25 protein-coding genes are annotated in these 23,956 nt (G+C 61.1%); 6 read left to right on the top strand and 19 right to left on the bottom strand.

The annotated features are described in order from the left end of the window. Positions 1–40: 40 nt before the first annotated feature. The 8 genes from rarD to cysS form a co-directional block, all read right to left on the bottom strand. Positions 41–952, bottom strand: coding sequence for an EamA family transporter RarD (gene rarD, locus G9X68_RS01505; RefSeq protein ID WP_171600991.1), 912 nt, complete (start codon positions 950–952; stop codon positions 41–43). A 206-nt stretch (positions 953–1,158) separates the two neighbouring features. After that, positions 1,159–2,772, bottom strand: a complete 1,614-nt coding sequence (gene cimA, locus G9X68_RS01500; RefSeq protein ID WP_171600990.1) for a citramalate synthase — start codon at positions 2,770–2,772, stop codon at positions 1,159–1,161. Positions 2,773–2,854: 82 nt separating this feature from the next. Beyond that, positions 2,855–3,811, bottom strand: a complete 957-nt coding sequence (gene pip / locus G9X68_RS01495) for a prolyl aminopeptidase (RefSeq protein ID WP_171600989.1) — start codon at positions 3,809–3,811, stop codon at positions 2,855–2,857. Then, positions 3,808–4,284, bottom strand: coding sequence for a GFA family protein (locus tag G9X68_RS01490; protein WP_171600988.1), 477 nt, complete (start codon positions 4,282–4,284; stop codon positions 3,808–3,810). The genes pip and G9X68_RS01490 overlap by 4 nt, the downstream gene beginning before the upstream one ends. Further along, on the bottom strand, positions 4,281–4,769 hold the full coding sequence (locus tag G9X68_RS01485) for a GFA family protein (RefSeq protein ID WP_171600987.1): 489 nt from the start codon (positions 4,767–4,769) through the stop codon (positions 4,281–4,283). Before G9X68_RS01485 ends, G9X68_RS01490 begins: the two co-directional genes overlap by 4 nt. Continuing rightward, positions 4,766–5,245 (bottom strand): GFA family protein, encoded by a 480-nt coding sequence (locus tag G9X68_RS01480; protein ID WP_171600986.1) that lies wholly within the window; start codon positions 5,243–5,245, stop codon positions 4,766–4,768. The genes G9X68_RS01485 and G9X68_RS01480 overlap by 4 nt, the downstream gene beginning before the upstream one ends. Then, on the bottom strand, positions 5,242–5,610 hold the full coding sequence (locus tag G9X68_RS01475) for an endonuclease domain-containing protein (protein WP_171602128.1): 369 nt from the start codon (positions 5,608–5,610) through the stop codon (positions 5,242–5,244). Before G9X68_RS01475 ends, G9X68_RS01480 begins: the two co-directional genes overlap by 4 nt. A gap of 241 nt (positions 5,611–5,851) precedes the next feature. Next, a complete protein-coding gene (gene cysS, locus G9X68_RS01470) occupies positions 5,852–7,243 on the bottom strand; it encodes a cysteine--tRNA ligase (RefSeq protein ID WP_171600985.1) in 1,392 nt (463 codons plus the stop codon). A 309-nt stretch (positions 7,244–7,552) separates the two neighbouring features. Between cysS and G9X68_RS31695 the strand changes: the two genes are divergently transcribed. Next, a complete protein-coding gene (locus G9X68_RS31695) occupies positions 7,553–7,927 on the top strand; it encodes a hypothetical protein (RefSeq protein WP_244956084.1) in 375 nt (124 codons plus the stop codon). Positions 7,928–8,259: 332 nt separating this feature from the next. Continuing rightward, positions 8,260–9,009, top strand: coding sequence for a glycoside hydrolase family 25 protein (locus G9X68_RS01460; protein WP_171600984.1), 750 nt, complete (start codon positions 8,260–8,262; stop codon positions 9,007–9,009). 113 nt (positions 9,010–9,122) lie between these two features. Here G9X68_RS01460 and G9X68_RS01455 read toward each other — a convergent pair whose 3' ends face one another. The 4 genes from G9X68_RS01455 to radA all read right to left on the bottom strand — a co-directional run bounded on the left by G9X68_RS01455 (position 9,123) and on the right by radA (position 13,698). Next, a complete protein-coding gene (locus G9X68_RS01455) occupies positions 9,123–9,863 on the bottom strand; it encodes an SDR family NAD(P)-dependent oxidoreductase (RefSeq protein ID WP_171600983.1) in 741 nt (246 codons plus the stop codon). A gap of 78 nt (positions 9,864–9,941) precedes the next feature. Continuing rightward, positions 9,942–11,432, bottom strand: a complete 1,491-nt coding sequence (purF, locus tag G9X68_RS01450; protein WP_171600982.1) for an amidophosphoribosyltransferase — start codon at positions 11,430–11,432, stop codon at positions 9,942–9,944. Between the two features lie 148 nt (positions 11,433–11,580). After that, a complete protein-coding gene (locus G9X68_RS01445) occupies positions 11,581–12,207 on the bottom strand; it encodes a CvpA family protein (RefSeq protein WP_017959796.1) in 627 nt (208 codons plus the stop codon). Positions 12,208–12,297: 90 nt separating this feature from the next. Continuing rightward, a complete protein-coding gene (gene radA / locus G9X68_RS01440) occupies positions 12,298–13,698 on the bottom strand; it encodes a DNA repair protein RadA (protein WP_025393959.1) in 1,401 nt (466 codons plus the stop codon). A gap of 163 nt (positions 13,699–13,861) precedes the next feature. Between radA and G9X68_RS01435 the strand changes: the two genes are divergently transcribed. Further along, positions 13,862–14,497 carry a LysE family translocator gene (locus G9X68_RS01435; RefSeq protein ID WP_171600981.1) on the top strand — a complete coding sequence of 212 codons (636 nt, stop codon included), beginning with the start codon at positions 13,862–13,864 and terminating at the stop codon, positions 14,495–14,497. A 9-nt stretch (positions 14,498–14,506) separates the two neighbouring features. On the opposite strand, the gene alr is transcribed toward G9X68_RS01435, so the two are convergent. From alr to G9X68_RS01400, 7 genes are all read right to left on the bottom strand, one after another. Continuing rightward, positions 14,507–15,676 (bottom strand): alanine racemase, encoded by a 1,170-nt coding sequence (gene alr, locus G9X68_RS01430; RefSeq protein ID WP_171600980.1) that lies wholly within the window; start codon positions 15,674–15,676, stop codon positions 14,507–14,509. Positions 15,677–15,764: 88 nt separating this feature from the next. Beyond that, on the bottom strand, positions 15,765–17,261 hold the full coding sequence (locus tag G9X68_RS01425) for a replicative DNA helicase (protein ID WP_026188341.1): 1,497 nt from the start codon (positions 17,259–17,261) through the stop codon (positions 15,765–15,767). A 374-nt stretch (positions 17,262–17,635) separates the two neighbouring features. After that, positions 17,636–18,214 (bottom strand): 50S ribosomal protein L9, encoded by a 579-nt coding sequence (gene rplI / locus G9X68_RS01420; protein ID WP_171600979.1) that lies wholly within the window; start codon positions 18,212–18,214, stop codon positions 17,636–17,638. Positions 18,215–18,236: 22 nt separating this feature from the next. Next, entirely contained in the window at positions 18,237–19,223 is a 987-nt protein-coding gene (locus G9X68_RS01415) for a DUF2232 domain-containing protein (RefSeq protein WP_171600978.1), read from the bottom strand. A 157-nt stretch (positions 19,224–19,380) separates the two neighbouring features. Continuing rightward, entirely contained in the window at positions 19,381–19,629 is a 249-nt protein-coding gene (gene rpsR, locus G9X68_RS01410) for a 30S ribosomal protein S18 (protein ID WP_168309793.1), read from the bottom strand. Between the two features lie 14 nt (positions 19,630–19,643). Continuing rightward, positions 19,644–20,111 (bottom strand): 30S ribosomal protein S6, encoded by a 468-nt coding sequence (gene rpsF / locus G9X68_RS01405; RefSeq protein ID WP_003547040.1) that lies wholly within the window; start codon positions 20,109–20,111, stop codon positions 19,644–19,646. Between the two features lie 315 nt (positions 20,112–20,426). Continuing rightward, positions 20,427–21,470 (bottom strand): aldo/keto reductase, encoded by a 1,044-nt coding sequence (locus tag G9X68_RS01400; protein ID WP_171600977.1) that lies wholly within the window; start codon positions 21,468–21,470, stop codon positions 20,427–20,429. Between the two features lie 213 nt (positions 21,471–21,683). On the opposite strand from G9X68_RS01400, the gene fabD reads away from it, so the two are divergent. The 3 genes from fabD to G9X68_RS01385 all read left to right on the top strand — a co-directional run bounded on the left by fabD (position 21,684) and on the right by G9X68_RS01385 (position 23,919). Then, positions 21,684–22,628, top strand: coding sequence for an ACP S-malonyltransferase (fabD, locus tag G9X68_RS01395; RefSeq protein WP_171600976.1), 945 nt, complete (start codon positions 21,684–21,686; stop codon positions 22,626–22,628). A 30-nt stretch (positions 22,629–22,658) separates the two neighbouring features. After that, the gene (gene fabG / locus G9X68_RS01390) at positions 22,659–23,396 is read left to right on the top strand and encodes a 3-oxoacyl-[acyl-carrier-protein] reductase (protein WP_171600975.1); all 738 of its coding nucleotides are present in this window, start codon (positions 22,659–22,661) and stop codon (positions 23,394–23,396) included. A 286-nt stretch (positions 23,397–23,682) separates the two neighbouring features. After that, positions 23,683–23,919 (top strand): acyl carrier protein, encoded by a 237-nt coding sequence (locus G9X68_RS01385; protein WP_003547058.1) that lies wholly within the window; start codon positions 23,683–23,685, stop codon positions 23,917–23,919. Positions 23,920–23,956: the final 37 nt, after the last annotated feature.

The following is a 23,956-nucleotide window of genomic DNA, read 5'->3' as shown; positions in this document are numbered from 1 at the left end:
TCCGAAGGAATAATGCTCATAAAATGGCGGGACCGAGCAGCTAGCGCCCGCGGCTTCCCTTCAGCATCGACCAGCTATAGAGGAACAACCCCGCCCAGATCAGCGGGAAGGCGATCATGCGCGCCGTGCCGAATGGCTCGCGGAAGACGAAGACCGCGATCAGGAAGATCATCGTGGGCGCGATATACTGCATGATGCCGATCGTCGAGAGTTTCAGCAGCTTGGCGCCGTTCGCATAAATCATCAGCGGCACGGCGGTGATGACGCCGCAGCCGAGCAGCAGGGTCGTATCTGCAAGACCGGTGCGGTAGAAGTGGCCCTGGCCGCCGAATTCGAGATAGAGGATGTAGAGAAGGGCCGGCCCGCTGAGGATCAGCACTTCGAGGAAGAAGCCCTGGTTCGGCCCGAGCGGCAGCGTCTTGCGCAACAGGGCGTAGAAACCCCAGCTGACCGCCAGCGTCAACGCCACCCACGGGATGCCGCCGCTGTCCAGAGCGAGAATGGCGACGGCAAGCGCCGCAAGCGCGATCGCGGCGATCTGCAGCGGCTGCAGCTTTTCCTTGAGGAACATCGCGCCGAGGAAGATGCTGAACAGCGGATTGATGAAATAGCCGAGTGCTGCATCGAGCGAATGGCCGGCGCCGATCGCCCAGACATAGGTGCCCCAGTTGACGGTGATCAGCGACGCCGTCAGCGCCGCCATCGCCAGCATGCGCGGGGAACTGAGCGCTGCGCGGATATCCTGCGTGCGCCCGAGCACTATCAGCACGATGCCCGCCAGCGGCAGTGACCAGACGATGCGATGGGCGATCACCTCGGCCGGCGAGATATGCGCCACCGCCTTCATGTAGATCGGCAGGAAGCCCCAGAGCAGATAGGCCGTCAGCGCAAAGGCGAAACCGCGCGGACTGTCTTCGTTCTTCGCCAACGGAACGGATGCATCGGTCGACATCGGTGTTTCCATCTTTGTTCTTCTTCTGATCCGGCCTAGCTTAAGCGCCGTGAATAGGCCAATTCATTTCGTTGAACGAAGGGTGAGAGGATTTGAAGCGGGAGACGACGCAATGATCCGGCGCCCTGCGTTGGAAGCCGGAGTCCGAAGGAAGCGAATGGTATTCTGGCGAGGGGTGGGACCCTCCGCCGAGCCGCGGAATAGGTTTATTCCGCAGCGATCTTGCCCGCCAGCTGCCGGTTCTTCATCAGCTTGTAGATGACGGAATCCATCAACGCCTGGAACGAAGCGTCGATGATGTTCTCCGAGACGCCGACCGTCCACCAGCGCACACCGTCGCTGTCGGTGGATTCGATCAGCACGCGGGTGATCGCCTCCGTGCCGCCATTGAGGATACGCACCTTGAAATCGGCGAGCACCAGATCGTCGATCTCGTGCTGGTACTTGCCGAAATCCTTGCGTAGCGCGAGGTCGAGCGCGTTGACGGGGCCTTCGGCATCGGCAACCGACATCAGCGTCTGGCCGTCGATGGTGATCTTGACCACCGCCTCCGAGACAATCTTCACGCGGCCGAGACTGTCGAAGCGGCGCTCGATCATCACGCGGAAGCCTTCGATGGTGAAGAATTCCGGGATCGTGCCGAGCGTGCGGCGCGCCAGCAGCTCGAAGCTCGCATCCGCGCCCTCATAGGCATAGCCGATGGATTCACGTTCCTTGACGATGGAGATCAGCAGGTCGAGCTTGGGATCGTCCTTGGCGACCTGGATGCCGCGCCGTTTCAGCGCATTGATGAAGTTCGCCTTGCCGCCCTGGTCGGAGACCATGACCTTGCGGAAGTTGCCGACGGTTTCCGGCGGCACGTGTTCATAGGTCCGCGGGTCCTTGAGCAGCGCCGATGCATGGATGCCGGCCTTGGTGGCGAAGGCGGAAGCGCCGACATAGGGCATCTGGTGGTCGGGCGAGCGGTTGAGCAACTCGTCGAAGGCATGCGAGAGCCGGGTGAGGTTAAGCAGCCGCTCCTCGTCGATCGCCGTTTCGAAACGTGTGTTGTAGGCGCTCTTCAGCGCCAGCGTCGGGATCAGCGTCACCAGATTGGCATTGCCGCAGCGCTCGCCGATGCCGTTCAGCGTGCCTTGGATCTGTCTGACGCCGGCTTCGACCGCGGCAAGCGAATTGGCGACCGCCTGGCCGGTGTCGTTATGCGCATGGATGCCAAGACAGTGGCCGGGAACGCCTGAGGCGATCACCGCCTCGACGATCGCCCGCACCTCCGGGGGCTGCGTGCCGCCATTGGTGTCGCAGAGCACCACCCAGCGTGCGCCGCTCTCATAGGCCGTCTTGGCGCAGGCGAGCGCATAGGCCGGATTGGCTTTGAAGCCGTCGAAGAAATGCTCGCAATCGACGATCGCCTCCTTGCCCGCGCCAACCACCGCCTTGACGCTTTCGGCGATGCTTTCGAGGTTTTCCTCGTTGGTGCAGCCAAGCGCCACCGCGACATGATAATCCCAGCTCTTGGCGACGAAACAGATGGCGTCGGATTTTGCCTGCAGCAGCCCGGCAATGCCGGGATCGTTGGAGACCGAAACGCCCGCCCGCTTCGTCATGCCGAAGGCGACGAAACTGGCCTGGCTGGTGCGCTTCTCGCTGAAGAAGGCCGTATCCGTCGGATTGGCGCCGGGATATCCGCCCTCGACGTAATCGATGCCGAACTCGTCCAGCATGGCGGCGATCGCAATCTTGTCCTCGACGGAGAAATCGATGCCGGGCGTCTGCTGCCCGTCCCGGAGCGTCGTGTCGAAGAGGTAAATGCGTTCTTTCATGTCGTTTCCTCCCGCCAAGCGGGTTGTTATGGAGTGCGGATGCTGCCCCTCATCCGGCTGCCGCCGATGCCAGCCGTCAGTCTCAATTCCCGGCAAACTTATCCGTCGCCCGGATCAGCTGATCGAGAACCCCAGGCTCCGAATAGGCATGGCCCGCGCCCTCGATCAGGTGGAACTCTGCCTTCGGCCAGGCCTTGTGCAGCAGCCAGGCATATTTGGCGGGGCAGGGCATGTCGTAGCGTCCATGCACAATGACGCCGGGAATATCCCTGAGCCTGCCGGCATCGCGGATCAACTGTCCCTCGTCCATCCAGCCGGCATGGACGAAGAAATGGTTTTCGATGCGCGCAAATGCATAGGCGAATTCCGGCTCCTCGAACTTGCCGCTCGTCGAAGGTTCCGGCAGCAGCGTGATCGTTTCGCCTTCCCAGATGCTCCAGGCCTGCGCGGCTGCGAGGCGCACGTTCTTGTCCTCATGCGTCAGGCGACGATGATAGGCATGCATCATTTCATGCCGCTCTTCCGCCGGAATGGGGGCGATGAAGCGCTCCCACTTGTCAGGGAACATTTCCGAGACGCCGAATTGGTAGTACCAGTCGAGCTCGGCCTTCGTCAGCGTATAGATGCCGCGCAGGATGAGCTCGGACACGTGCTCCGGATGTGTCTCGGCATAGGCGAGCGCCAGCGTCGAGCCCCAGGAGCCACCGAACACCTGCCAGCTGTCGACGCCTGCCATCTCGCGCAGCCGCTCGATATCGGCAACGAGGTGCCAGGTCGTGTTGGCATGGAGTTCCGCATGCGGCGTCGACCTGCCGCAGCCGCGCTGGTCGAACAGCATGACGTCGTAGAGAGCGGGATCGAAAAGCCGGCGATGGGCGGGCGAAATGCCGCCGCCCGGGCCGCCATGCAGAAAGACGGCGGGCTTGGCGCCAGGCGTTCCCGAGCGCTCCCAATGGATCACATGGCCGTCGCCGACATCGAGATGGCCGGAAGCATAGGGTTCGATTTCGGGATAGAGTGTGCGCAGGATCTCGGTCATATCTTCACGCCTTTCGCAGGCCAGACTTCTGTATCGTGATCGGGATGCTGGAAGGAGATGATCGCTTCCTGCCGTGCATAGAAATCCTGATCCTTCAGTACCGGCGCCTCGAAGATTTCTTCGACCCAGGGAAGGCGAGCCTCGTAATTGACCTGGATCTGCGGTGCGAGGTCGCTGCGATCGTCGAAAGTGCCGATCGCAAGCTCCAGCCCGCCCGGATGACGATAGGTCATCGGCGTGCCGCAATTGCTGCAGAAGCCGCGCTCGATATTGACCGAGGACTGGAAGTAGCTCGGCTCGCCGCGCGTCCATTCCATGCCTTCCTCAGGCGCGGTGACGAGCGCAGAGAAGAAGCCGCCGAACTGCTTCTGGCACATGCGGCAATGGCAGATCGAGGGGCGTCCAAGTTTGCCCGAGATGCGGAAGCGCACGGCGCCGCATTGGCATCCGCCGGTCTTGATCGTGTCCGTCATGAGGTCTCTCCGAGGGGCCAGATTTTCGTGTCGTGGTCGGGGTGCTGATGATTGCTTGCCGCGATCGCGTTTTCGCGGTTGGGCGTTTCAGGTTCTGGTTCCAGCGGCAGATCGTCGAGCGCGTGAAACCAGGACATCTTCTGACCGGTATTCGACTGCGCCACCGGCTTGACGGCATCAGGCTCGTCGAGCGAGCCGAGCGTGAGATTGATGAAATCAGTCCCCGGGATGTCGTAGAACAACGGCGTCCCGCACTCGCCGCAGAAACCGCGTCGCACCAGATCCGACGACTGAAACCATTTCGGCGCGCCACGCGTCAATTCGAAATCCTGGCGCTTTGCCGCAGCCAGCGGCATAAAATAATTGCCCGCCGCCTTCTGGCACATGCGGCAATGGCAAAGATGGGGATAGCCGAGTTCGCTTCCAGCGCGGTAACGCAATGCACCGCACTGGCATCCGCCGCTTTTGTCCGTTTCCGTCGTCATCCGAGCTCCTTGGGTGGCCATGCCTGCGTCTCATGATCGGGATGCTGGTAGGAGACGAGCTCAAGCAGGAAGGGGGCGGCTTGCGCATCCTCCTCCGTCCGGTGCCCCGGCAATTCGTGCAGATGATCGACGAAACCGATCTTTCCCTCGATGCCGAATTGGACCAGCGGCGGAAATGCCGAAGGATCGTCGAAGGCGCCGGCGGCAATTGCCATTCCATCCGGCGCCTCGTAGGTCAGCGGCGTGCCGCAGTCGCCGCAGAAGCCGCGCTCGACGAAATTGGAAGAGCGGAACTTTTTCCGCTCTCCGCGTGTCCATTCGAAATCGGCGCCGCGCACGGAGACCAGCGGCGCATAATAAGCACCGAACGCCTTCTGGCACATGCGGCAATGACAGATCGACGAATCTTTGACGTCGCCGCTGACGCGGAAACGGATCGCTCCGCATTGGCAGCCGCCGGTATAGGTCTTGGTCATGGCAGATCCGTTCCGATGGTGCGGATGATATGGCTGCACACGTTGTCCATATCCCGGAGAATATCGTCATTCCAGAAGCGCAGAACAGTCCAGCCGTCTGACTGGAGACGTTGAGTCCTGATCTCATCGGAGACGAAATTAGGGGCAAGGGCGTGCTGCGAGCCATCTATTTCGTCGATAAGGCGATGGATGGGGCATGCGAAATCGACGATATAGCCGGCGATCGGCATCTGCCGACGGAAGCTGAGGCCCATCAGGCGATGGGCACGAAGCTCATTCCAGAGTTTCAGTTCAGCATCGGTCATGGCCTTGCGCATGCGTCGGGCGTTCGCCCGTCGTTGCAGCGGAACTGGTGCATGTGGCATGTCCTGCTTCTCGCTCTGAAGTGACCGGGGCACACCCCCCTCTGCCCTGCCGGGCATCTCCCCCACAAGGGGGGAGATCGGCAAGACGTGCCGGCTTCCCGAAATCTTGATCGTGCACCAGGCAGCTTCGGCCATTTCTGATCTTTGATCGGGGCGAGCGGGCGCTTCCAGCCAATCTCCCCCCTTGTGGGGGAGATGCCCGGCAGGGCAGAGGGGGGTATGTCTCGCCGCCGAACCCATCCTACCGCTTGACCTCCCACGTCGTCACGCGCTCGCCCGTCACCGGATCCTTGCCGTCCTTAACCTCGATGCCCTTCGCCGTCAGCTCGTCGCGGATCTTGTCGGCCTCGGTGAAGTTTTTCGCCTTCAGCATTTCGAGACGCATCGCGACCAGCGCATCGATTGCCGATGCGACGGCTTCGTCGATCTCGATCTTTTTCGGCAGCAGACCCAGAAGGTCGGCCGTTGCGGCAAAGGTGGCGCCCACGGCGGGATCCGTATGGGCAGCTTGCGCCAATGCATGCAATGCCTGCACCGCCGCGACCGTATTGAGATCGTCCGAAAGCGCGTTCAGCACGCTTTCATCAGGCGCCGCATCGCCGGCATCTGTTGCCGGCCATTTGGCGAGCAGACGTTCAGCCTCTTCCAGTCGCTTGATCGAGAAATCGATCGGCTCGCGGTAATGCGTCATCAACATGGCAAGGCGCAGCACCTGTCCTGGCCATTTGCGGCCGCCGAAGATTTCCGTGTGCAGCAACTCGTGGATGGTGACGAAATTGCCTTCGGATTTCGACATCTTGCGGCCTTCGACCTGCAGGAAGCCGTTATGCATCCAGACATTCGCCATCACCTCGGTGCCGTGGGCGCAGCGCGACTGGGCGATCTCGTTTTCATGATGCGGGAAGATCAGGTCCAGCCCGCCGCCGTGAATGTCGAAGACATCGCCGAGGTAGCGCTTGCTCATCGCCGAGCATTCGATGTGCCAGCCGGGCCGGCCGCGGCCCCATGGGCTCTCCCAGCCGGGCTCGTTGTGGCTCGACAGTTTCCAGAGCACGAAATCGCCCGGGTTCTTTTTGTGCGCATCGACGGCGATGCGGGCGCCGGCCTGCTGCTCGTCGAGCGGGCGCTTCGAAAGCTGACCGTAATCCGCCATGGATTTGGTGTCGAACAGCACTTCGCCCGATGCGACATAGGCATGACCGTTGCCGATCAGCTTCTCGATGATCTCGGTCATCTCGACGATATTGTCGGTGGCGCGCGGCTCGAAGTCCGGCTCCAGGCAGCCGAGTTCGGCGACATCGGCGTGAAATTGCGTCTCGGTCTTTTCCGTGACCGCGCGGATCGCGTCGTTGAGCGGCAGGCCCGGATGGTCCCGAAGTGCGCGCGCATTGATCTTGTCGTCGACGTCGGTGATGTTGCGGGCATAAGTGACGTGGTCTTTGCCATAGACATGGCGCAGCAGCCGGAACAGCACGTCGAAGACGATGACCGGCCGGGCATTGCCGATATGAGCGAAGTCATAGACGGTCGGGCCGCAGACATACATGCGGACATTGTTGGGATCGATCGGCGAAAACACCGATTTTTCCCGTGTCAGCGTGTTGTACAGCTTCAGTTCTGGCGTCGCGTCCATTTCACTCTCCCAAATTGCACGATCAGAAAAATATCGCGACCGGCGGACCGGGGCGTTTCGCATCTTGACTATTTGGGAGACGAAAACGGCCGGGCCAGCGCTCGCGCTAGCGAATAATCTTCCGGCAGATAATGCAGATAACCGTTTTCATGGCGAAGGTTATGGCTTGCGCCGGAAAAAAGGTCAAGGGTCTGCTGTTTGTTCTGGCGGCGGTCGGACACCTAACAACTTCCGGAGGAATGAGGTGATGTCTGTTCGTTTCAGGAAATTTCGAATACGAAGCGAAGCTATCATCTAGGAGGGCGGAGAATGTTGGGTCTATTTGGAAAATCCAAAAAGAAGACGATTGTTGTCGTCACACTGAATGCTCGCCTTCAACCCATGGATAGGGCGCCGCTGGAGGATGGTCTGGACGCCTTTATGGAGCAACGCGGGCATCGCATGAGGGTGGTTGGGGGTGGAACGCTGCAGCAACCGAGCGGCGAGATCAAAGAATGCGACATCGAAATGGAAGTCGACAATCCCACAGATGCACGATTGACCCTGCTCATCAACGTCTTGGAATCCATGCTTGCGCCAATCGGATCGACTCTGCACATCCCAGGTCAGCAGGGGATCGATTTCGGGCGCCAGCATGGTCTGGCGATCTATGTCAACGGAACCGATTTACCGGCCTCGGTCTAAGAAACTTGCGATATCAATCACGTGGTGGATGAATTCGGACGGCTTCTTGAAGGCGTTGGTTTGGTCGCAAGTAATTGGCAAGGTCCACAGGACACGGCGCTTGACATATATGGCGATGATTTGGAAACGATGGTATCGCGCCTGAAACCATTCCTCGATAGCTACCCGTTGCTCGAACGGTGCCGGATGGAAAGAATCGCGTAAAAGCCCATGCCGCTCGACCCGGGCTTGGTTCACACTCCGAGCGGTGCGCACGCTGGACCTCGTCCGCCATTTTCACGGCGCAAATCGCGAATAGCCAATTGGCAGATTGCTGAAAATAGGGGGAATGAGTGAGAAGCTTGGTCTGGGGAACGATCGGAGCGACTGCAGTTCTGGCGGTCGCATTCGCTGCATATTTCGCATACGATTTCGGGATGCTTCGCTTCAACAATCCCTCTCTCAGCAACTATCCGATCCAAGGCATCGATGTCAGCCATCACCAGGGCGATATCGATTGGAAGGTCGTTGCCGCGCAGCCGAATGTCCGCTTCGCCTTCATGAAGGCGACCGAAGGCGGAGACCATCGGGATTCCAAGTTCGCCGACAACTGGCAGCGCGCCGGAGATGCGGGAATGGTCCGGGGCGCTTACCATTTCTTCACCTTCTGCCGCCCGGGCAAGGATCAGGCGCAGAATGTTCTGGCGACCGTGCCGAAGGAGCAGGGAACCTTGCCCATCGCCGTCGATCTGGAGTTTGTCGGCAATTGCAGCAAAGTCCCGACCCTCGAGGAAATGGTTGCTGAGGTGAACGCCTTTTTCACCGAGCTGAAGAGCACTTTTCCGGAAAAGCCTATTTTCTACGTCACGCAGGAGTTCTTCGATCAATATCTGAAAGGCAATGAATCGCGCTTTCCCGACCACTATCTATGGCTGCGTAGTGTGTTCAGGGAACCGAGTCAGGAAGCGTGCAGTCATTGGTCGATCTGGCAATTTGCCGACAACGGCACCTTGGACGGCATCCAGGGACCGGTTGACCTCAATGCGCTATGCCCGTCGGAAACGGGCCTGGCGCATCTATTCCCCGCCGTCGCTGCGAATTGAAACGTCTACAGCGCCGCGCGTCTTTTCGAGAGCCGCAAAGGACGCTGTAGCACTTTGAACTCTGCATAATTTTATCCTTAAATCGGTACCGATTTAAGGAGTTATGCAGTGACTTATTCCGGCAGGCGATAATCGACGAGCTTGTTCTCCCGGACGATGAACAGCTTGCCCGTCTCCGTCACACCAGGCCCGAGCAACGGCAGGATTGCCTTCGCCACTTCGGAGGGATGCGGCAGCGACTGCGGAACTTCGCCGGGCACGGCCTGCGCCCGCATCGCCGTGCGTGTCGCACCCGGATCGACGCTGGTGACCCGCAGCGGGGTGTTTTGACTTTCACCCGCCCATGTGCGTGCCAGCGCTTCGACCGCAGCCTTCGAAGCGGAATAGGCGCCCCAGAAGGGGCGGCACTTATGGGCAGCACCCGAAGAGAGGATCACCGCACGCCCGGCATCCGAGCGGGCCAGCAGCGGGTCGACCGAACGGATCAACCGCCATGTCGCGGTGACGTTGATGGTCATCACCTTCTCGAACACCTTCGCCTCGATATGGCCGATCGGCGAAATGACGCCGAGCACGCCGGCATTGGCGACGAGGATGTCAAGCTTGCCCCAGCGTTCGAAGATCGAGCCGCCGAGCGCGTCGATCGCGTTCATATCGGCAAGGTCGAAGGGCACGAGCGTCGCCGTGCCGCCGACGGCCTTGATCGCATCGTCGAGATCCTCGAGCCCGCCGACCGTGCGTGCGCAGGCAATCACATGGGCGCCGGCTTTGGCAAGTTCCAGCGCCGTGAAATAGCCGATGCCGCGCGACGCACCGGTGACGAGTGCGATCTTGCCCTCAAGATTGATATTCATGATGTCGTGTTCCCTCACGAAGGGAGAGGGGTGCAATGCACCCCTCGGAATGGACAATGGAAAAACCGGCGCGCCGTGTCAGCCGTTGCTGGCAAGCATGGAAATCTTGTTGCCCATGGACTCGCCGTTCTTGTCGAGCAGGCGGGTCGGATAGTCGCCGGTAAAATAGTGGTCGGTGAACTGCGGCCGGGCCGGGTTGCGGTCCTCACCGCCAACGGCACGATAGAGGCCGTCGATCGACAGGAAGGCGAGCGAATCCGCACCAATATATTTCGCCATGGCTTCGACATCGGCATATTGGTTTGCCAGCAGCTTGTCCGCGTCAGGCGTGTCGATGCCGTAGAAATCCGGGAAGAAGATCATCGGGCTTGCGACGCGGACATGGACTTCGCGCGCCCCAGCTTCACGGATCATCTGGACGATCTTAAGGGACGTCGTGCCACGCACGATGGAATCATCAACCAGCACCACGCGCTTGCCTTCGATCATCGCCCGGTTGGCCGAGTGCTTCAGCTTCACACCGAAGGCGCGGATCTGCTGGGTCGGCTCGATGAAGGTGCGCCCGACATAATGGTTGCGGATGATGCCGTATTCGAAGGGAATGCCGCTCTGCTGCGCATAGCCGAGCGCCGCCGGCGTGCCGCCATCCGGCACCGGCACGATGACGTCGGCATCGACGGGCGATTCCTTGGCAAGGTTCATGCCCATGCTTTTGCGCGTCGTATAGACGTTGCGGCCGCCGACGACCGAGTCCGGGCGGGCGAAATAGACATATTCGAACAGGCAGAGGCGCTCCGGCTGTGGCTTGCTGGGCTTGCGCGCATCGATGCTGATCGAGCCGTCAGCCTGGATTTCACAGATGACGACCTCGCCGTTCTCCACGTCGCGGATGAACTTGGCGCCGATAATGTCGAGCGCGCAGGTCTCCGAGCAGAAGATCGGCTTGCCGTCGAGTTCGCCCATCACCAGTGGGCGGATGCCGGTCGGGTCGCGCGCGGCAATCAGCTTGGTGCGCGTCATGGCGAGCATCGAATAGCCGCCTTCCATCTGGCGAATGGCATCGATGAAGCGGTCGGACGTGGAAGCGTGGCGGGAACGGGCGATGAGGTGAAGGACGACTTCGGTATCGGAGGTCGACTGACAGATGGCGCCGGTCGCGATGATCTGGCGGCGCAGCGTCAGGCCGTTGGTGAAATTGCCGTTATGGGCAATGGCGATGCCGCCTTCTTCCAGTTCGGCAAAGAGCGGCTGCACGTTGCGCATGGCCACTTCGCCGGTTGTCGAGTAGCGGGTATGACCGATCGTAATGCTGCCAGGCAGGCGGGCAAGCGTCATCGGATTGGTATAGTGGTCGCCGACGAGGCCCATGTGGCGCTCTTGATAAAAGCGCTTGCCGTCGAAGGAGACGATACCGGCCGCTTCCTGTCCGCGGTGCTGCAGAGCATGCAGGCCGAGAGCCGTGAGCGCGGCGGCATCCGGATGTCCCAGAATTCCGAAAACCCCGCATTCTTCATGCAGCGTATCTCCGTCGAGCGGATCGTCGGTCGGGAAGGAATGGGACTGGTTCATTTCTGCGGGCCTCTGCTCTCACAAGAATGGATCGGCATTTCCAGAAATAGCTGAGCCCGGCGGAGCTGGAATGCCCGGCCGGACCCTCATTTCACGTCCCGCTCAAATGGCGATTGCCGGAAGGCGGGTCAAGCTCTTGAACACTGTGTCAATTCGCCGGCTGTTGCGCGCCGTCCGCAGGCGCGGTCGGTGCGTCTTCCGCCGGAGCCTGGTCGCCCGTCGGCGGAGTGGTACCTTCGGCGCCCTGTGCCGGCGGCTGCAGCTTATCACGGATGCTTTCCGGTATCATCTGGGCAAATTGCTCCGGCAGAACCGATTTCAGCTTCACGACCATCGAATCCAGGAACGGTTTCGACTTCGCTTCGTTGACCCAGGTCGGACGGTGGTCGGCATCGACCAGCCAGTTCCAGAAGGCGACGGCGACGACCAGGAGCAGCACGCCGCGCGCTGCCCCGAACAGGAAGCCGAGCGTGCGGTCGAGCGCGCCAACGCGGCTGTCGATGATGAAATCGGCGATCTTCATCGTGATGAAGGAGATGACGATGAGCGCGATCAGGAAGACGACCGCTGCCGAACCGACGATCGCGATACGGTCGTCATCGGTATATTTCTTCGCATAGGGCAGCAGGTAGGGATAGAGGTAATAGGCAGCGGCGGCCGAACCGCCCCAGCTGGCGATCGAGAGGATCTCGCGCGAAAAGCCGCGGACCATCGCCAGCACGGCGGAGAAGAGCACGACGCCGATGACAATACCGTCGAAAATCGTAATGGGCATGTAAATTCAACTCCAGGACTGCCGCTTGGCGGCCGTGTCGTGCCTTATCGTGTGCCTCCTATATCATCACCATTCCCGGCAATGAAAGGATCAAACCTCGTCTTCCACACGCAGCGCTCCCTTCGACCCGGCGATGCGCGCGACCAGATCCGGCAGGCTTGCGACTTCGCTCCAGCGCCCGCCGGAGCCCTTCGGCAATTCGGCGGAGGCGGACGGAAGCAGGGCTGCGGAAAAGCCCAGCTTCTCGGCTTCCTTGAGGCGCTGGGCGGTGTGCGCAACCGGCCGGATGGCGCCCGACAGGCTGACTTCGCCGAAATAGACGCAATCGGCAGGAAGGGCAATACCGGCAAGCGAGGAAACGAGCGCTGAGGCGACGGCAAGATCAGCCGCCGGTTCGGAGATGCGGTAACCGCCGGCGACGTTGAGATAGACGTCGTGCTGGCCGAGCCGGACGCCGCAATGGGCTTCCAGCACCGCAAGGATCATAGAGAGCCGTGCCGAATCCCAGCCAACCACGGCGCGCCGCGGCGTGCCGAGCGAGGTTGGGGCCACCAGCGCCTGCACCTCGACGAGAATGGGGCGGGTGCCCTCCATGCCGGCAAAGACGGCAGCACCCGGCGATTTTTCGTTGCGCTCACCAAGGAAGAGCTCGGAAGGATTAGCAACTTCGCGCAATCCTCTGTCGGACATTTCGAAGACGCCGATCTCGTCGGTCGGGCCGAAGCGGTTCTTGACTGTGCGCAGGATGCGGTAGTGATGGCCGCGGTCGCCTTCGAAATAGAGCACGGCATCGACCATGTGCTCGACGACGCGCGGCCCGGCAATCTGTCCGTCCTTGGTCACGTGGCCGACGAGCACCATGGCGGCGCCCGTCTGCTTGGCGAAACGGATCATTGCCTGCACCCCGGTGCGCACCTGCGTCACCGTCCCCGGCGCGGATTCGGCAAGTTCGCTCCACAACGTCTGGATGGAATCGATGATGACGAGGTCCGGCCGCTTGCCCTCGGCGAGCGTCGCCAGAATATCCTCGACATTAGTTTCGGCCGCCAGCATCACATCGGTATCGGCCGCTGCAAGGCGTTGCGCCCGCAGTCGGACCTGCGCCACGGCTTCTTCGCCGGAGACGTAGATGATCTTGTGGCCGCGCCGCGCAAGGGCGGCGGCGGCCTGCATCAGCAGCGTCGATTTGCCGATGCCGGGATCGCCGCCGATCAGCACCGCCGAACCGCGCACGAAGCCGCCGCCGAGCGCCCGGTCAAGCTCCGACATGGCGGTATGGATGCGTGGCGCCTCCTCGATCTCGCCGGAGAGCGCCGTCAGCGCCACCGGGCGGCCCTTCTTCGGCGTCTTGCCGGGACCGGAGCCGATTCCGCCCATCGGATCTTCCTCGACGATGGTGTTCCACTCGCCGCAGTTCTCGCATTTGCCGGCCCAGCGGTTATGAACCGTGCCGCAACTCTGGCAGATGAATTGTGTCCTGGCCTTCGCCATCAATTACTCTTTCAGTCCGGGTTCCCGAGCGAAGCGACGCGCCGCTTCACCGAATCATTGTCGTGCCTGAGATAATGGCTATCACGACGGATCAAAACTAATGATTTCCCCATCAGCGCACCCATGCCTATCCTCGGCCGCTGCTTATCCGGAACGGTGGAAGATGTTCGATTATTCGTTTGCGCACTGGCTTGCATTTCTGTCGGCGGCGGTTCTGCTCAATCTCTCGCCCGGTCCCGATATCGCCTTCATCCTCGGTCACACGATGAGAAGCGGCAAACGTGCCGGTTTTTCCGCTCTGTTCGGCGTCTGGTCCGGCGCCTGCCTGCATGTGCTGATGGCCGCACTCGGTCTCTCGGCCATACTTGCCGCTTCCGCCGTCGCCTTCTCGACGGTCAAATGGATTGGTGCCGCCTATCTCGTCTGGCTCGGCATTCAGGCTTTGCGCTCCGGCGGCGGCGATGGCCTGATAAAGGCTGCCGGTGAAAGTTTGCCGGTTGCAAGAATCTACCGGCAGGGAATTCTGGTGTCGCTGCTCAATCCGAAAGTGGCGATATTCTTCCTGGCCTTCCTGCCGCAATTCGTCGTCGAAGGGGCAGGGCCGGTATGGGCGCAGCTCATGCTGCATGGTGGGCTTATCATCGTCGTCGCCGCCTTCATCGAACCGCCGCTCGTCCTTCTCGGCGGGCGCCTTGCGGATGCAATCAGGCATAATCAAAAAATCGGCCTCTGGCTCGATCGCGGCCTCGGTGCACTTTTCGTGGCGCTCGGCGTCCGTCTCGCCCTCAGCAGCCGCTGAATAGGAAGGCTATTCCTCGGCCAGGTAGCGCCGCTCGTGGCGCAGCCCCATGCTGGTCAGGATCTCATATCCGATTGTGCCGGATGTCCGCGCCACATCGTCCACCGGCAGGTTCTTTCCGAACAGCTCGACATAATCCCCGGCGCGCACGGCATTGTCGGGCAGGTCGGTGATATCGAAGATCGTCAGGTCCATGGTGATCCGGCCGGCAACCGGAACCTTGTGTCCGGCGATGAAACCTTGCCCGCCTTGCGGCACCACCTGGCGCAGCGGCACGCCGCCGCTCGACTGGCTGCGCATGTAGCCGTCGGCATAACCGGCAGAGGCGATCGCCAGCCGGCTTTCACGGCGAAGCTGCAGCGCCCGCCCATAGCTGACGGTCTCGCCGGCTTCGACGTTGCGTACCTGGATGATACGCGCTTCCGCCGTCGCCACTGGCCGCATCGGGTTCGCCATGCCGCAGACCGGTTCGCCGCCATAGAGCGCGATGCCGGGGCGGGTCAGGTCGAAGTGATAATCCTCGCCGAGAAAGATGCCGGCCGAGGCGGCAAGGCTTGAATCGATGCCTTCATAAGCGGCGCTAACCCTGTGGAATGATTCGAGCTGCTGCCGGTTCATCGCATGGGTGGGATCGTCGGCACAGGCGAGGTGGCTCATGACAAGCACGGGCGCGAAGCTCGCCGGCCGCGAGACGTCGTCGGCGAGCGCGATCGCATCGTCGATATGCAGTCCGAGCCGATTGAAGCCGGTATCGACATGCAGCGCGCAGGGGTAGTCGCCGTAATCGGCAAGCACCGCCATCCAGAAGGCGAGCTGTTCGTCGGAGGAAATCACCGGGACCAGATCATTGTCGAAGAAGCGCCGCTCGGTGCCCGGCCAGATTCCGGAAAGCACGAAGATGCGCGCCTCCGGCGCATAGAGGCGAAGCGTCACGCCCTCGTCGACGGTCGCGACGAAGAAGTCGCGCGCGCCTGCCATATAGAGCGCTTCGCCGGCATCCTCGATGCCCATGCCATAGGCATCCGCCTTGACGACCGCAGAGGTGCGCGCCGCACCGGAGCGGCGCGCCATGTCGCGCCAGTTCTCCGTCAGGGCGGTCAGGTCGACGGTCAGCCGCAGGCCTGCCGAGGCAAAATTGTCATCTTCGGGGGCGTCGAAAAATTCGCTCATGATCCGCATCGAAAAGAGCCGGAGAAGGATTCTCCGGCCAGTTTAAAGCTCAACTATGTCAAGGGAAAGCCCGGCGCTGCACGCAGCATCCGCGCGATCAGTGCTCTTCATATTGGGTGAAGGAGGGATCGGCGAGATCGGCAAAGCGCGTGAATTCCGACTGGAAGGCGAGCTTCACCGTGCCCGTCGGCCCGTGGCGCTGCTTGGCGATGATGACGTCGGCCGTGCCCTTCACCTTGTCGAACAGCGCTTCCCATTCCGGATATTTGGGATCGTGGATGTCGCGCGGCTCCGAATTCTTGACGTAATATTCCTCGCGGAACACGAAGAGCACGACGTCGGCGTCCTGCTCGATCGAGCCGGATTCGCGAAGGTCGGAAAGCTGCGGCCGCTTGTCGTCGCGGCTTTCGACCTGGCGCGAGAGCTGAGACAGCGCGATGATCGGAACGTTGAGCTCCTTGCCGAGCGCCTTCAGGCCGGTGGTGATCTGGGTGATTTCCTGCACGCGGTTGTCGCTGGATTTGCCCGAGCCGGTCATCAGCTGAATGTAGTCGACCACAAGCACGTCGAGGCCGCGCTGGCGCTTCAGACGGCGCGCGCGGGCCGAAAGCTGGGCGATCGAGATACCGCCGGTCTGGTCGATATAGAGTGGCACCTTCTGCATCATCATCGAGCAGGCGACGAGCTTTTCGAAATCGGCATCGTTGATGTCGCCGCGGCGGATCTTCGAGGAGGAAACTTCGGTCTGCTCGGAGATGATACGTGTGGCGAGCTGTTCGGACGACATTTCGAGCGAATAGAAGCCGACGACGCCGCCGTTCTTCGCCTTCATGCTGCCGTCCGACTGGACTTCGCCTTCGTAGGCGGCGGCGATATTGTAGGCTATGTTGGTGGCAAGCGAGGTCTTGCCCATGCCGGGGCGTCCGGCCAGCACGATCAAGTCCGACCGCTGCAGGCCGCCCATCTTGGAATCCAGCGAATGGATGCCGGTGGAAATGCCGGAAAGCCCGCCGTCACGTTCCTTGGCGACGGCCGCCATGTCGATCGCCAGCGCAACCGCATCGTTGAAGGCTTGGAAGCCGCCGTCGTAGCGGCCGTTTTCCGCCAGTTCGAAGAGGCGGCGTTCGGTATCCTCGATCTGCGACTGCGGCGGCATGTCGAGCGGCGCGTCATAGGCGATGTTGACGACGTCCTCGCCGATGGTGATCAGCGCCCGGCGCAGCGCCAGGTCGTAGATCGCCCGGCCGTAATCCTCGGCATTGATGACGGTGACGGCATTGCTAACCAGGCTCGCCAGATATTGCGAAACCGTCATGTCGCCGACCTTCTCGTCGGCCTTCAGGAAGGTCTTGATCGTAACCGGATTGGCGATCTTGCCCATGCGGATGATATCGCCGGCAACCTCGAAGATCTTCCGATGCAGCGGTTCATAGAGATGGATCGGCTTCAGGAAATCCGACACCCGGTAATAGGCGTCGTTGTTCATCAGGATCGCACCCAGAAGCGCCTGCTCGGCTTCGATATTGTTGGGTGCTTCGCGATAATGCTGCTCCGACGGGGCAACAGCTGTAATCTTTCGAGCGGCGTCGTTCATCATCATCCGTTCTGTCTTTTTCCAGCTCCGGATTTGCAATTCCGGACGCGAAAATCAAGAGGCTACGAAAGGAGCGGGGGCTCGCTTCGCCTAAATCCTGAACGCTGTGCACGTTGTTCGACTTCTCCACAGTCTTGGGCGACACAAAGGAGAAATACTGGCAGTGTCACCCGCACGACACGGTATGGCGCCGACTCAGCCCATCCGTTTCGGAGAATGTCATTTTAGCGCGATGCGATAAGGCACGCAGCAAAAACATCCGGAAGATCCCCTTAAAAAAGCGAACCGATCGGCAGCTCATATCGAAGGGTTGGAAACGAAAAAGCCCGGCGCGGTGGCCGGGCTTTCCTTCACGCGGATCGCTCCGACGAGAATTATGCTTCGTCTTCGTCGACGCCGTCAGCTTCCGGATCGAAGAAGTCTTCCGGACGCAGCGCGTCTTCGTCGACGCCGTAGATCGCGTCGACCGAGGTGAGTTCTTCGCCCTTGGACTGGCGCTCTGCCTCTTCGGCAGAACGCGCAACGTTCAGCTCGACGTGGATTTCGACTTCGGCATGCAGCTGCAGCTCGACCTTGTGCAGGCCGATCGACTTGATCGGCGTGTTGAGGTGAACCTGGTTGCGGCCGATGTTGAAGCCTTCGGAGGCGAGAATCTCGACGACGTCACGGGCAGCAACCGAACCGTAGAGCTGGCCGGTTTCGCCGGCGGAACGCACGACGATGAAGGACTTGCCGTCGAGAACGTCGGCGACCGTCTGGGCTTCCGACTTGCGCTCGAGATTGCGGGCTTCGAGCGTCGCGCGCTCGGCTTCGAAGCGGGTCTTGTTGGCGGCGTTGGCGCGTAGCGCCTTGCCGAGCGGCAGCAGGTAGTTGCGGGCAAAGCCGTCGCGAACCTTTACGGTTTCGCCCATCTGGCCGAGCTTGGAGATGCGTTCGAGAAGGATGACTTCCATTTTCTTTTTCCTTTCTTGTGTCTCAGATTTTCGTATCGGATTGTTTGGGGGCATCAGCATCTTTCGTCGGGGTCAGTGCGATCGCCTTGCGCGTATCGCTGAGACCGAGGACGAGGATGAGCAGAGCTGGCAGCAGCATGAGCGTCGAGGCCAGATAGCAGAGGATGAGGGCCGGTATGCGCCAATCCTTGCCGCGCGTGCGGAAATGCAGCGAGGCGAAACCGGAAAGCATGAAACCGGCGCCGAAGGCGCCGATCACGGTCGCACCGACCAGCGCCGGGACGCCGCCGAAGAAGCAGGCGGCAAGCCCGGCCAGGAAGATGAAGATCGAGTTGCGGTTCATCCGCAGCGACGAGGGAATATCCTCGCGCGGACGAAGGCCGCGGCCGGAGGCTGCAACGATGCGCACGGCAAAATAATAGGCGGCAAACAGCATGCTGACCCACATGCCGCCCTGCAAAGCCGGCAGCATCAGCAGGATCAGCGACTTGGTCTGCGCGGTCGCTGCCGGATCGGGCATGAATTCCGGCTGCTGCTGCTTAAGCGAGGTGATCAGCAGATCGACGATCGGATCGGTGATCTCAGGTCCGTAGCCGATGATCACACCGATGACGATGACGGCGAGCGTCACCAGACCGCAGAGATGCAGCAGGATATCGGAGAGCGGGTACCAGGCAAGCAGATGGTCGGGTCCGCCGAGTTCGGCGGCCGGACGCGCCAGATTGGCGAGATGGCTGAGCCAACCGGCCGGCAGCAGCGTCACCATCGTCATGATCAGCGCGAAGGAAGGCGAGATCAAGATCGCGCCGAGTGCTGCGGCGCTGACGACGGCCGAGACCGCGGCGGTATTGCCCCAGCCAAGCCCGACGATCAGGATCGGCAGAGCCGAGGCGGTGTAGAGAAGCGCGCTGAAAAACGACGGCTGCATGCTCGCGCCCAGCACCAGCAGGGCGGCGGTCAATCCGGCGAGTGCGCCGATCAGCAGCGTTTTAATGTTCGGTCGTTTCAAGGTCGCTGTCCTGCTTCATCAAGCAGTTAGAGGATGTTGCTGAATCGAATTCAGAAACGTCTCAACATGGGTTTTAAGAGTTCCGATCCGCGCCCATCGCGGAAGGGAGAAGGGAAGGCACGAGTGCCTTCCCTCATGACTTGGTCACGTCAGCCGATCAGGCGACGACGTAAGGCAGCAGGCCGAGGAAACGGGCGCGCTTGATCGCCTGGGCGAGTTCGCGCTGCTTCTTCTGGGAAACGGCCGTGATGCGGGACGGAACGATCTTGCCGCGCTCGGAAATGTAGCGCTGCAGCAGGCGTACGTCCTTGTAGTCGATCCGCGGCGCGTTGGCGCCGGAGAACGGGCACGTCTTGCGGCGGCGATGGAACGGGCGGCGAACCTGAGCGGAGGAAGTTTCAGACATATCTCAGATCTCCCTTATACACGGTCTTCGCGCGGACGGCGCGGACGGTCGTCGCGGTCGCCGAAGCCACCTTCACGCGGCGGACGCGGGCCGCGGTCACGATCGCCGAAGCCGCCTTCACGCGGGCCACGGCCGCCTTCGCGCGGACGGTCGTCACGGTCGCGCTTCTGCATCATGGCAGACGGACCTTCTTCATGCTTCTCGACGGCAATCGTCATGTAGCGAAGAACGTCTTCGCTGATACGCATCTGACGTTCCATTTCCTGGACGGCAGCAGCCGGTGCATCAATGTCCATCAGGGCGTAGTGCGCCTTGCGGTTCTTCTTGATGCGGTAGGTGAGGGACTTGAGGCCCCAGTTCTCGATACGCCCGACCTTGCCGCCATTCGCTTCGATCACACCCTTGTACTGTTCTACGAGGGCATCGACCTGCTGAGCGGAAATATCCTGCCGGGCAAGGAATACATGTTCATAAAGAGCCATGACAGCTTTGCCTTTCTTGCGTTTGGTTCAACCCGATATTCGGCGGCTAAGCCTCAACGACTGCTCCTGATTGGGCGGGCCCAGGCAAGAAAGCGTTTCCGAGACGGTCGAGAGCGGAGACACGGGAGGCTGGAACGCTTCCGTTCCGAACGATTTCCGTGAGGAAACCGGCCCTCCGTTCAGCCACCAGCCAGAAGACCGGGTTAACGAACAGGGCGGCTTATACGGATTTTTTGGGCAAAGGCAAGCGCAATCGGACACCCGAACCCGATGCAGGCCAATGGTCGGCATCGGGCAGGCGCCAAACAAATATGATCAAAGCGTCAGCGGATACTGCCGGTGCACCTTGGCGATTTCCGCCAGGATCTCGTTCGAAAGCGTAATGTCGGCCGCGCCGATATCGATTTTCAACTGCTCCATCGCGGTGGCGCCGATGATGACCGAGGCCATGAAGGGACGTGACAGGCAGAAGGCCAGCGCCATTGCTGCCGGGTCGAGGCCATATGTTGCGGCGATCTCCAGATAGGCTTTAGTCGCGGGCTCCTGCAGCGACTGCAGGCGACCGCCGATATCGTGGTTGATCGAGCCGCGCGAACCTTTCGGCCTGCCGCCGTCGATATATTTGCCGGACAGGATGCCGCCGGCGAGCGGCGAATAGGCGAGCAGCCCGACATCCTCGTGATGCGAGAGTTCGGCGAGATCGAGATCGAAATGGCGGTAGAGCAGGTTGTATTCGTTCTGGACGCTGGCGACCCGCGGCAGGCTCTTCTGTTCGGAGAGCGTCAGATATTTCTGTATGCCCCAGGTGGTTTCGTTGGAAAGGCCGATCGCGCGGATCTTGCCTTCCTTCACCAGAGCGCCGAGTGTTTCCAGGATGTCGAGCATATTGGCGATGGCCTTGTCGCGATCCTGGGTGAACGGATTGTAGCTCCAGTTCTGGCGGAAATGGAAATGGCCGCGGTTCGGCCAGTGGATCTGGTAGAGGTCGACATAGTCCGTCTTCAGCCGCGTCAGGCTGGCCTCGAGCGCCAGGCGGATATTCTTCGCATCGGCACCTTCGCCGCCGCGCAGATAATCGCGGCCGCGGCCGGCGACCTTGGTGGCGAGCACGATATCGCCGCGCTTGCCGGTCTTCTCGAACCAGCTGCCGATATAGTCTTCCGTCCAGCCCTGTGTCGCGGCCGAAACCGGGGTCGTCGGATAAAGTTCGGCCGTATCGAAGAAATTGACGCCCTTTTCGACGGCGTAATCCATCTGCGCATGGGCATCGGCTTCGCTGTTCTGCGAGCCCCAGGTCATGGTGCCAAGGCAAATCTCTGAAACGGAAATCTCGGTGCGGCCTAGTGAATTGTACTTCATGGAGAAACCTTGGGAGAGAGGTGAAAGCCTTGGGAAGGTCTGCGCAAATCTAGGCTGGATTTGGCGGAGCGCAAGAGCAAAAACCGGCCTTTCGCGCGCGCGCGAAAGGCTTTGCGGAGAATGAGCCGCCACTTGACTCTGCCGGAAAGAATGTCAATTGGAGGCAAAACAGCCTTAAGGGGCGCAATCAGGGCATCAGCCAGGGACATGAGAATGACCATTGCTTTCACTTTTCCCGGTCAGGGCAGCCAGGCCGTCGGCATGGGCAAGGATCTCGCCGAGAATTTTACCGAAGCCCGCGCCGTTTTCCAAGAGGTCGATGAGGCGCTCGGTGAAAAGCTTTCGGACGTCATGTTCAACGGTCCCGAGGATACGTTGACCTTGACGGCGAACGCCCAGCCGGCGCTGATGGCCGTCTCCATCGCCGTTATCCGCGTTCTCGAAGCCAAAGGGCTGGATTTGAAGTCCAAGGTCGCCTACGTCGCCGGCCACTCGCTCGGCGAATATTCGGCACTTTGCGCCGCCGGCACCTTTTCGCTCGCCGATACCGCGCGGCTGTTGCGCATCCGCGGCAATGCCATGCAGGCCGCCGTCCCCGTCGGCGTCGGCGCCATGGCCGCGATCATCGGCCTCGAACATGCCGACGTCGTTGCCGTCTGTGAGGCAGCGGCCGCCGTCGGCGCCTGCCAGATCGCCAACGACAATGGCGGCGGCCAGATCGTCATCTCGGGCGAGAAGGCAGCCGTCGAAAAGGCGGCGGCCCTTGCGACCGACAAGGGCGCCAAGCGCGCCATTCTGTTGCCGGTCTCTGCTCCGTTCCATTCGACGCTGATGGCGCCCGCCGCTGATGCCATGCGCGAAGCGCTGGCAAAGGTCGCCAAGTCCGATCCCGTCGTGCCCGTCATCGCCAATGTCCGTGCCGCCCCGGTGACCGGCGCCGACGAGATCGCCAGCCTGCTGGTCGAGCAGGTGACCGGTCAGGTCCGCTGGCGCGAGACGGTGGAATGGTTCGCCGGAAATGGCGTAACGACGCTTTATGAACTCGGTTCCGGCAAGGTGCTGACCGGCCTTGCCCGCCGCATCGACAAGACGATCAACGGCATCTCCGTCAACGGTCCGGCGGATATCGACGCGGCCATCGCCGCCCTCATGGCCTGATTGGTATCTCCAGATATAAGGAACGCTTCCATGCTCGATCTTTCCGGCCGCAAGGCTCTCGTCACCGGCGCATCGGGCGGTATCGGCGAGGAAATCGCCCGCCTTCTTCATAAGCAGGGGGCCGTCGTTGGCCTGCACGGTACCCGCGTCGAAAAGCTGGAAGCGCTGGCCGCCGATCTCGGCGAGCGCGTCAAGATCTTCCCGGCAAACCTCTCCGACCGCGACGAGGTCAAGGCGCTCGGCCAGAAGGCCGAAGCCGACCTCGAAGGCGTCGACATCCTCGTCAACAATGCCGGCATTACCCGCGACGGCCTCTTCGTGCGCATGAGCGACGAGGACTGGGACAGCGTCATCGAAGTGAACCTGACGTCGACCTTCCGCCTGACGCGCGAATTGACGCATCCGATGATGCGTCGCCGCTATGGCCGCATCATCAACATCACCTCCGTCGTCGGCGTCACCGGCAATCCGGGCCAGGCCAATTACTGCGCCTCCAAGGCCGGCATGATCGGCTTCACCAAGTCCCTGGCGCAGGAGATCGCCACCCGCAACGTGACGGTCAATTGCGTGGCACCCGGCTTCATCGAGAGCGCCATGACCGGCAAGCTGAACGACAAGCAGAAGGAAGCGATCATGGGAGCGATCCCGATGAAGCGCATGGGCACGGGCGGCGAGGTCGCTTCGGCAGTCGCTTACCTTGCGTCCTCCGAGGCCGCTTATATGACGGGCCAGACGCTGCACGTAAACGGCGGCATGGCGATGATCTGAAACGACAAACTGTTGGCATGGGAATATTTCCACCAATAGCATGTTGAGCAATCACGAAGCGTTGATTTTCTGGCTTTGCGGCAGACATAAAGCATGTTAAGCGGGCCATGACTGTCAACAGTCGTCCCGAGAAAGCAGACGGACCGGCGGGCTTTTTGCAAGCCTGGGACATCTCTGAAGCCGGGTAAACGAGTTTGCCGAGGATGTCTGAAAACATCGCAGGCTGAAACAGGGTAGGGGTGCCGCAACGGCATTCCGATCAGGACATAAGGTCGAGGAAACCGACATGAGCGATATCGCAGAACGCGTAAAGAAAATTGTTATTGATCATCTTGGCGTTGATGCCGACAAGGTCGTCGAGAGCGCCAGCTTTATCGACGATCTGGGCGCTGACTCGCTCGACACGGTCGAACTTGTCATGGCTTTCGAAGAAGAATTCGGCGTTGAAATTCCTGACGACGCTGCCGACTCGATCCTGACGGTCGGCGATGCCGTGAAGTTTATTGAGAAGGCCCAGGCCTGATCCTGTGAATTTGAGAAAGGGCGGGCCTGGAGTCCGC

This window comes from Rhizobium changzhiense, from assembly GCF_013087625.1.
GTDB classification, from domain to species: Bacteria; Pseudomonadota; Alphaproteobacteria; order Rhizobiales; family Rhizobiaceae; genus Rhizobium; species Rhizobium sophorae.
This window is presented reverse-complemented; position numbering and strand designations above follow the sequence as displayed.

Coding starts and splice junctions, on each gene's coding strand:
- G9X68_RS01385 (WP_003547058.1), top strand. CDS start 23,683: ATGAGCGATATCGCAGAACGCGTAAAGAAAATTGTTATTGATCATCTT.
- cimA (WP_171600990.1), bottom strand. CDS start 2,772: ATGAAAGAACGCATTTACCTCTTCGACACGACGCTCCGGGACGGGCAG.
- G9X68_RS01435 (WP_171600981.1), top strand. CDS start 13,862: ATGTTCGATTATTCGTTTGCGCACTGGCTTGCATTTCTGTCGGCGGCG.
- rpsR (WP_168309793.1), bottom strand. CDS start 19,629: ATGTCTGAAACTTCCTCCGCTCAGGTTCGCCGCCCGTTCCATCGCCGC.
- rpsF (WP_003547040.1), bottom strand. CDS start 20,111: ATGGCTCTTTATGAACATGTATTCCTTGCCCGGCAGGATATTTCCGCT.
- G9X68_RS01475 (WP_171602128.1), bottom strand. CDS start 5,610: ATGCCACATGCACCAGTTCCGCTGCAACGACGGGCGAACGCCCGACGC.
- fabG (WP_171600975.1), top strand. CDS start 22,659: ATGCTCGATCTTTCCGGCCGCAAGGCTCTCGTCACCGGCGCATCGGGC.
- G9X68_RS01425 (WP_026188341.1), bottom strand. CDS start 17,261: ATGAACGACGCCGCTCGAAAGATTACAGCTGTTGCCCCGTCGGAGCAG.
- alr (WP_171600980.1), bottom strand. CDS start 15,676: ATGCGGATCATGAGCGAATTTTTCGACGCCCCCGAAGATGACAATTTT.
- G9X68_RS01400 (WP_171600977.1), bottom strand. CDS start 21,470: ATGAAGTACAATTCACTAGGCCGCACCGAGATTTCCGTTTCAGAGATT.
- cysS (WP_171600985.1), bottom strand. CDS start 7,243: ATGGACGCGACGCCAGAACTGAAGCTGTACAACACGCTGACACGGGAA.
- rplI (WP_171600979.1), bottom strand. CDS start 18,214: ATGGAAGTCATCCTTCTCGAACGCATCTCCAAGCTCGGCCAGATGGGC.
- G9X68_RS01445 (WP_017959796.1), bottom strand. CDS start 12,207: ATGCCCATTACGATTTTCGACGGTATTGTCATCGGCGTCGTGCTCTTC.
- G9X68_RS01490 (WP_171600988.1), bottom strand. CDS start 4,284: ATGACGGACACGATCAAGACCGGCGGATGCCAATGCGGCGCCGTGCGC.
- purF (WP_171600982.1), bottom strand. CDS start 11,432: ATGAACCAGTCCCATTCCTTCCCGACCGACGATCCGCTCGACGGAGAT.
- fabD (WP_171600976.1), top strand. CDS start 21,684: ATGACCATTGCTTTCACTTTTCCCGGTCAGGGCAGCCAGGCCGTCGGC.
- G9X68_RS01455 (WP_171600983.1), bottom strand. CDS start 9,863: ATGAATATCAATCTTGAGGGCAAGATCGCACTCGTCACCGGTGCGTCG.
- G9X68_RS01480 (WP_171600986.1), bottom strand. CDS start 5,245: ATGACCAAGACCTATACCGGCGGCTGCCAATGCGGAGCGATCCGTTTC.
- G9X68_RS31695 (WP_244956084.1), top strand. CDS start 7,553: ATGTTGGGTCTATTTGGAAAATCCAAAAAGAAGACGATTGTTGTCGTC.
- radA (WP_025393959.1), bottom strand. CDS start 13,698: ATGGCGAAGGCCAGGACACAATTCATCTGCCAGAGTTGCGGCACGGTT.
- pip (WP_171600989.1), bottom strand. CDS start 3,811: ATGACCGAGATCCTGCGCACACTCTATCCCGAAATCGAACCCTATGCT.
- rarD (WP_171600991.1), bottom strand. CDS start 952: ATGTCGACCGATGCATCCGTTCCGTTGGCGAAGAACGAAGACAGTCCG.
- G9X68_RS01485 (WP_171600987.1), bottom strand. CDS start 4,769: ATGACGACGGAAACGGACAAAAGCGGCGGATGCCAGTGCGGTGCATTG.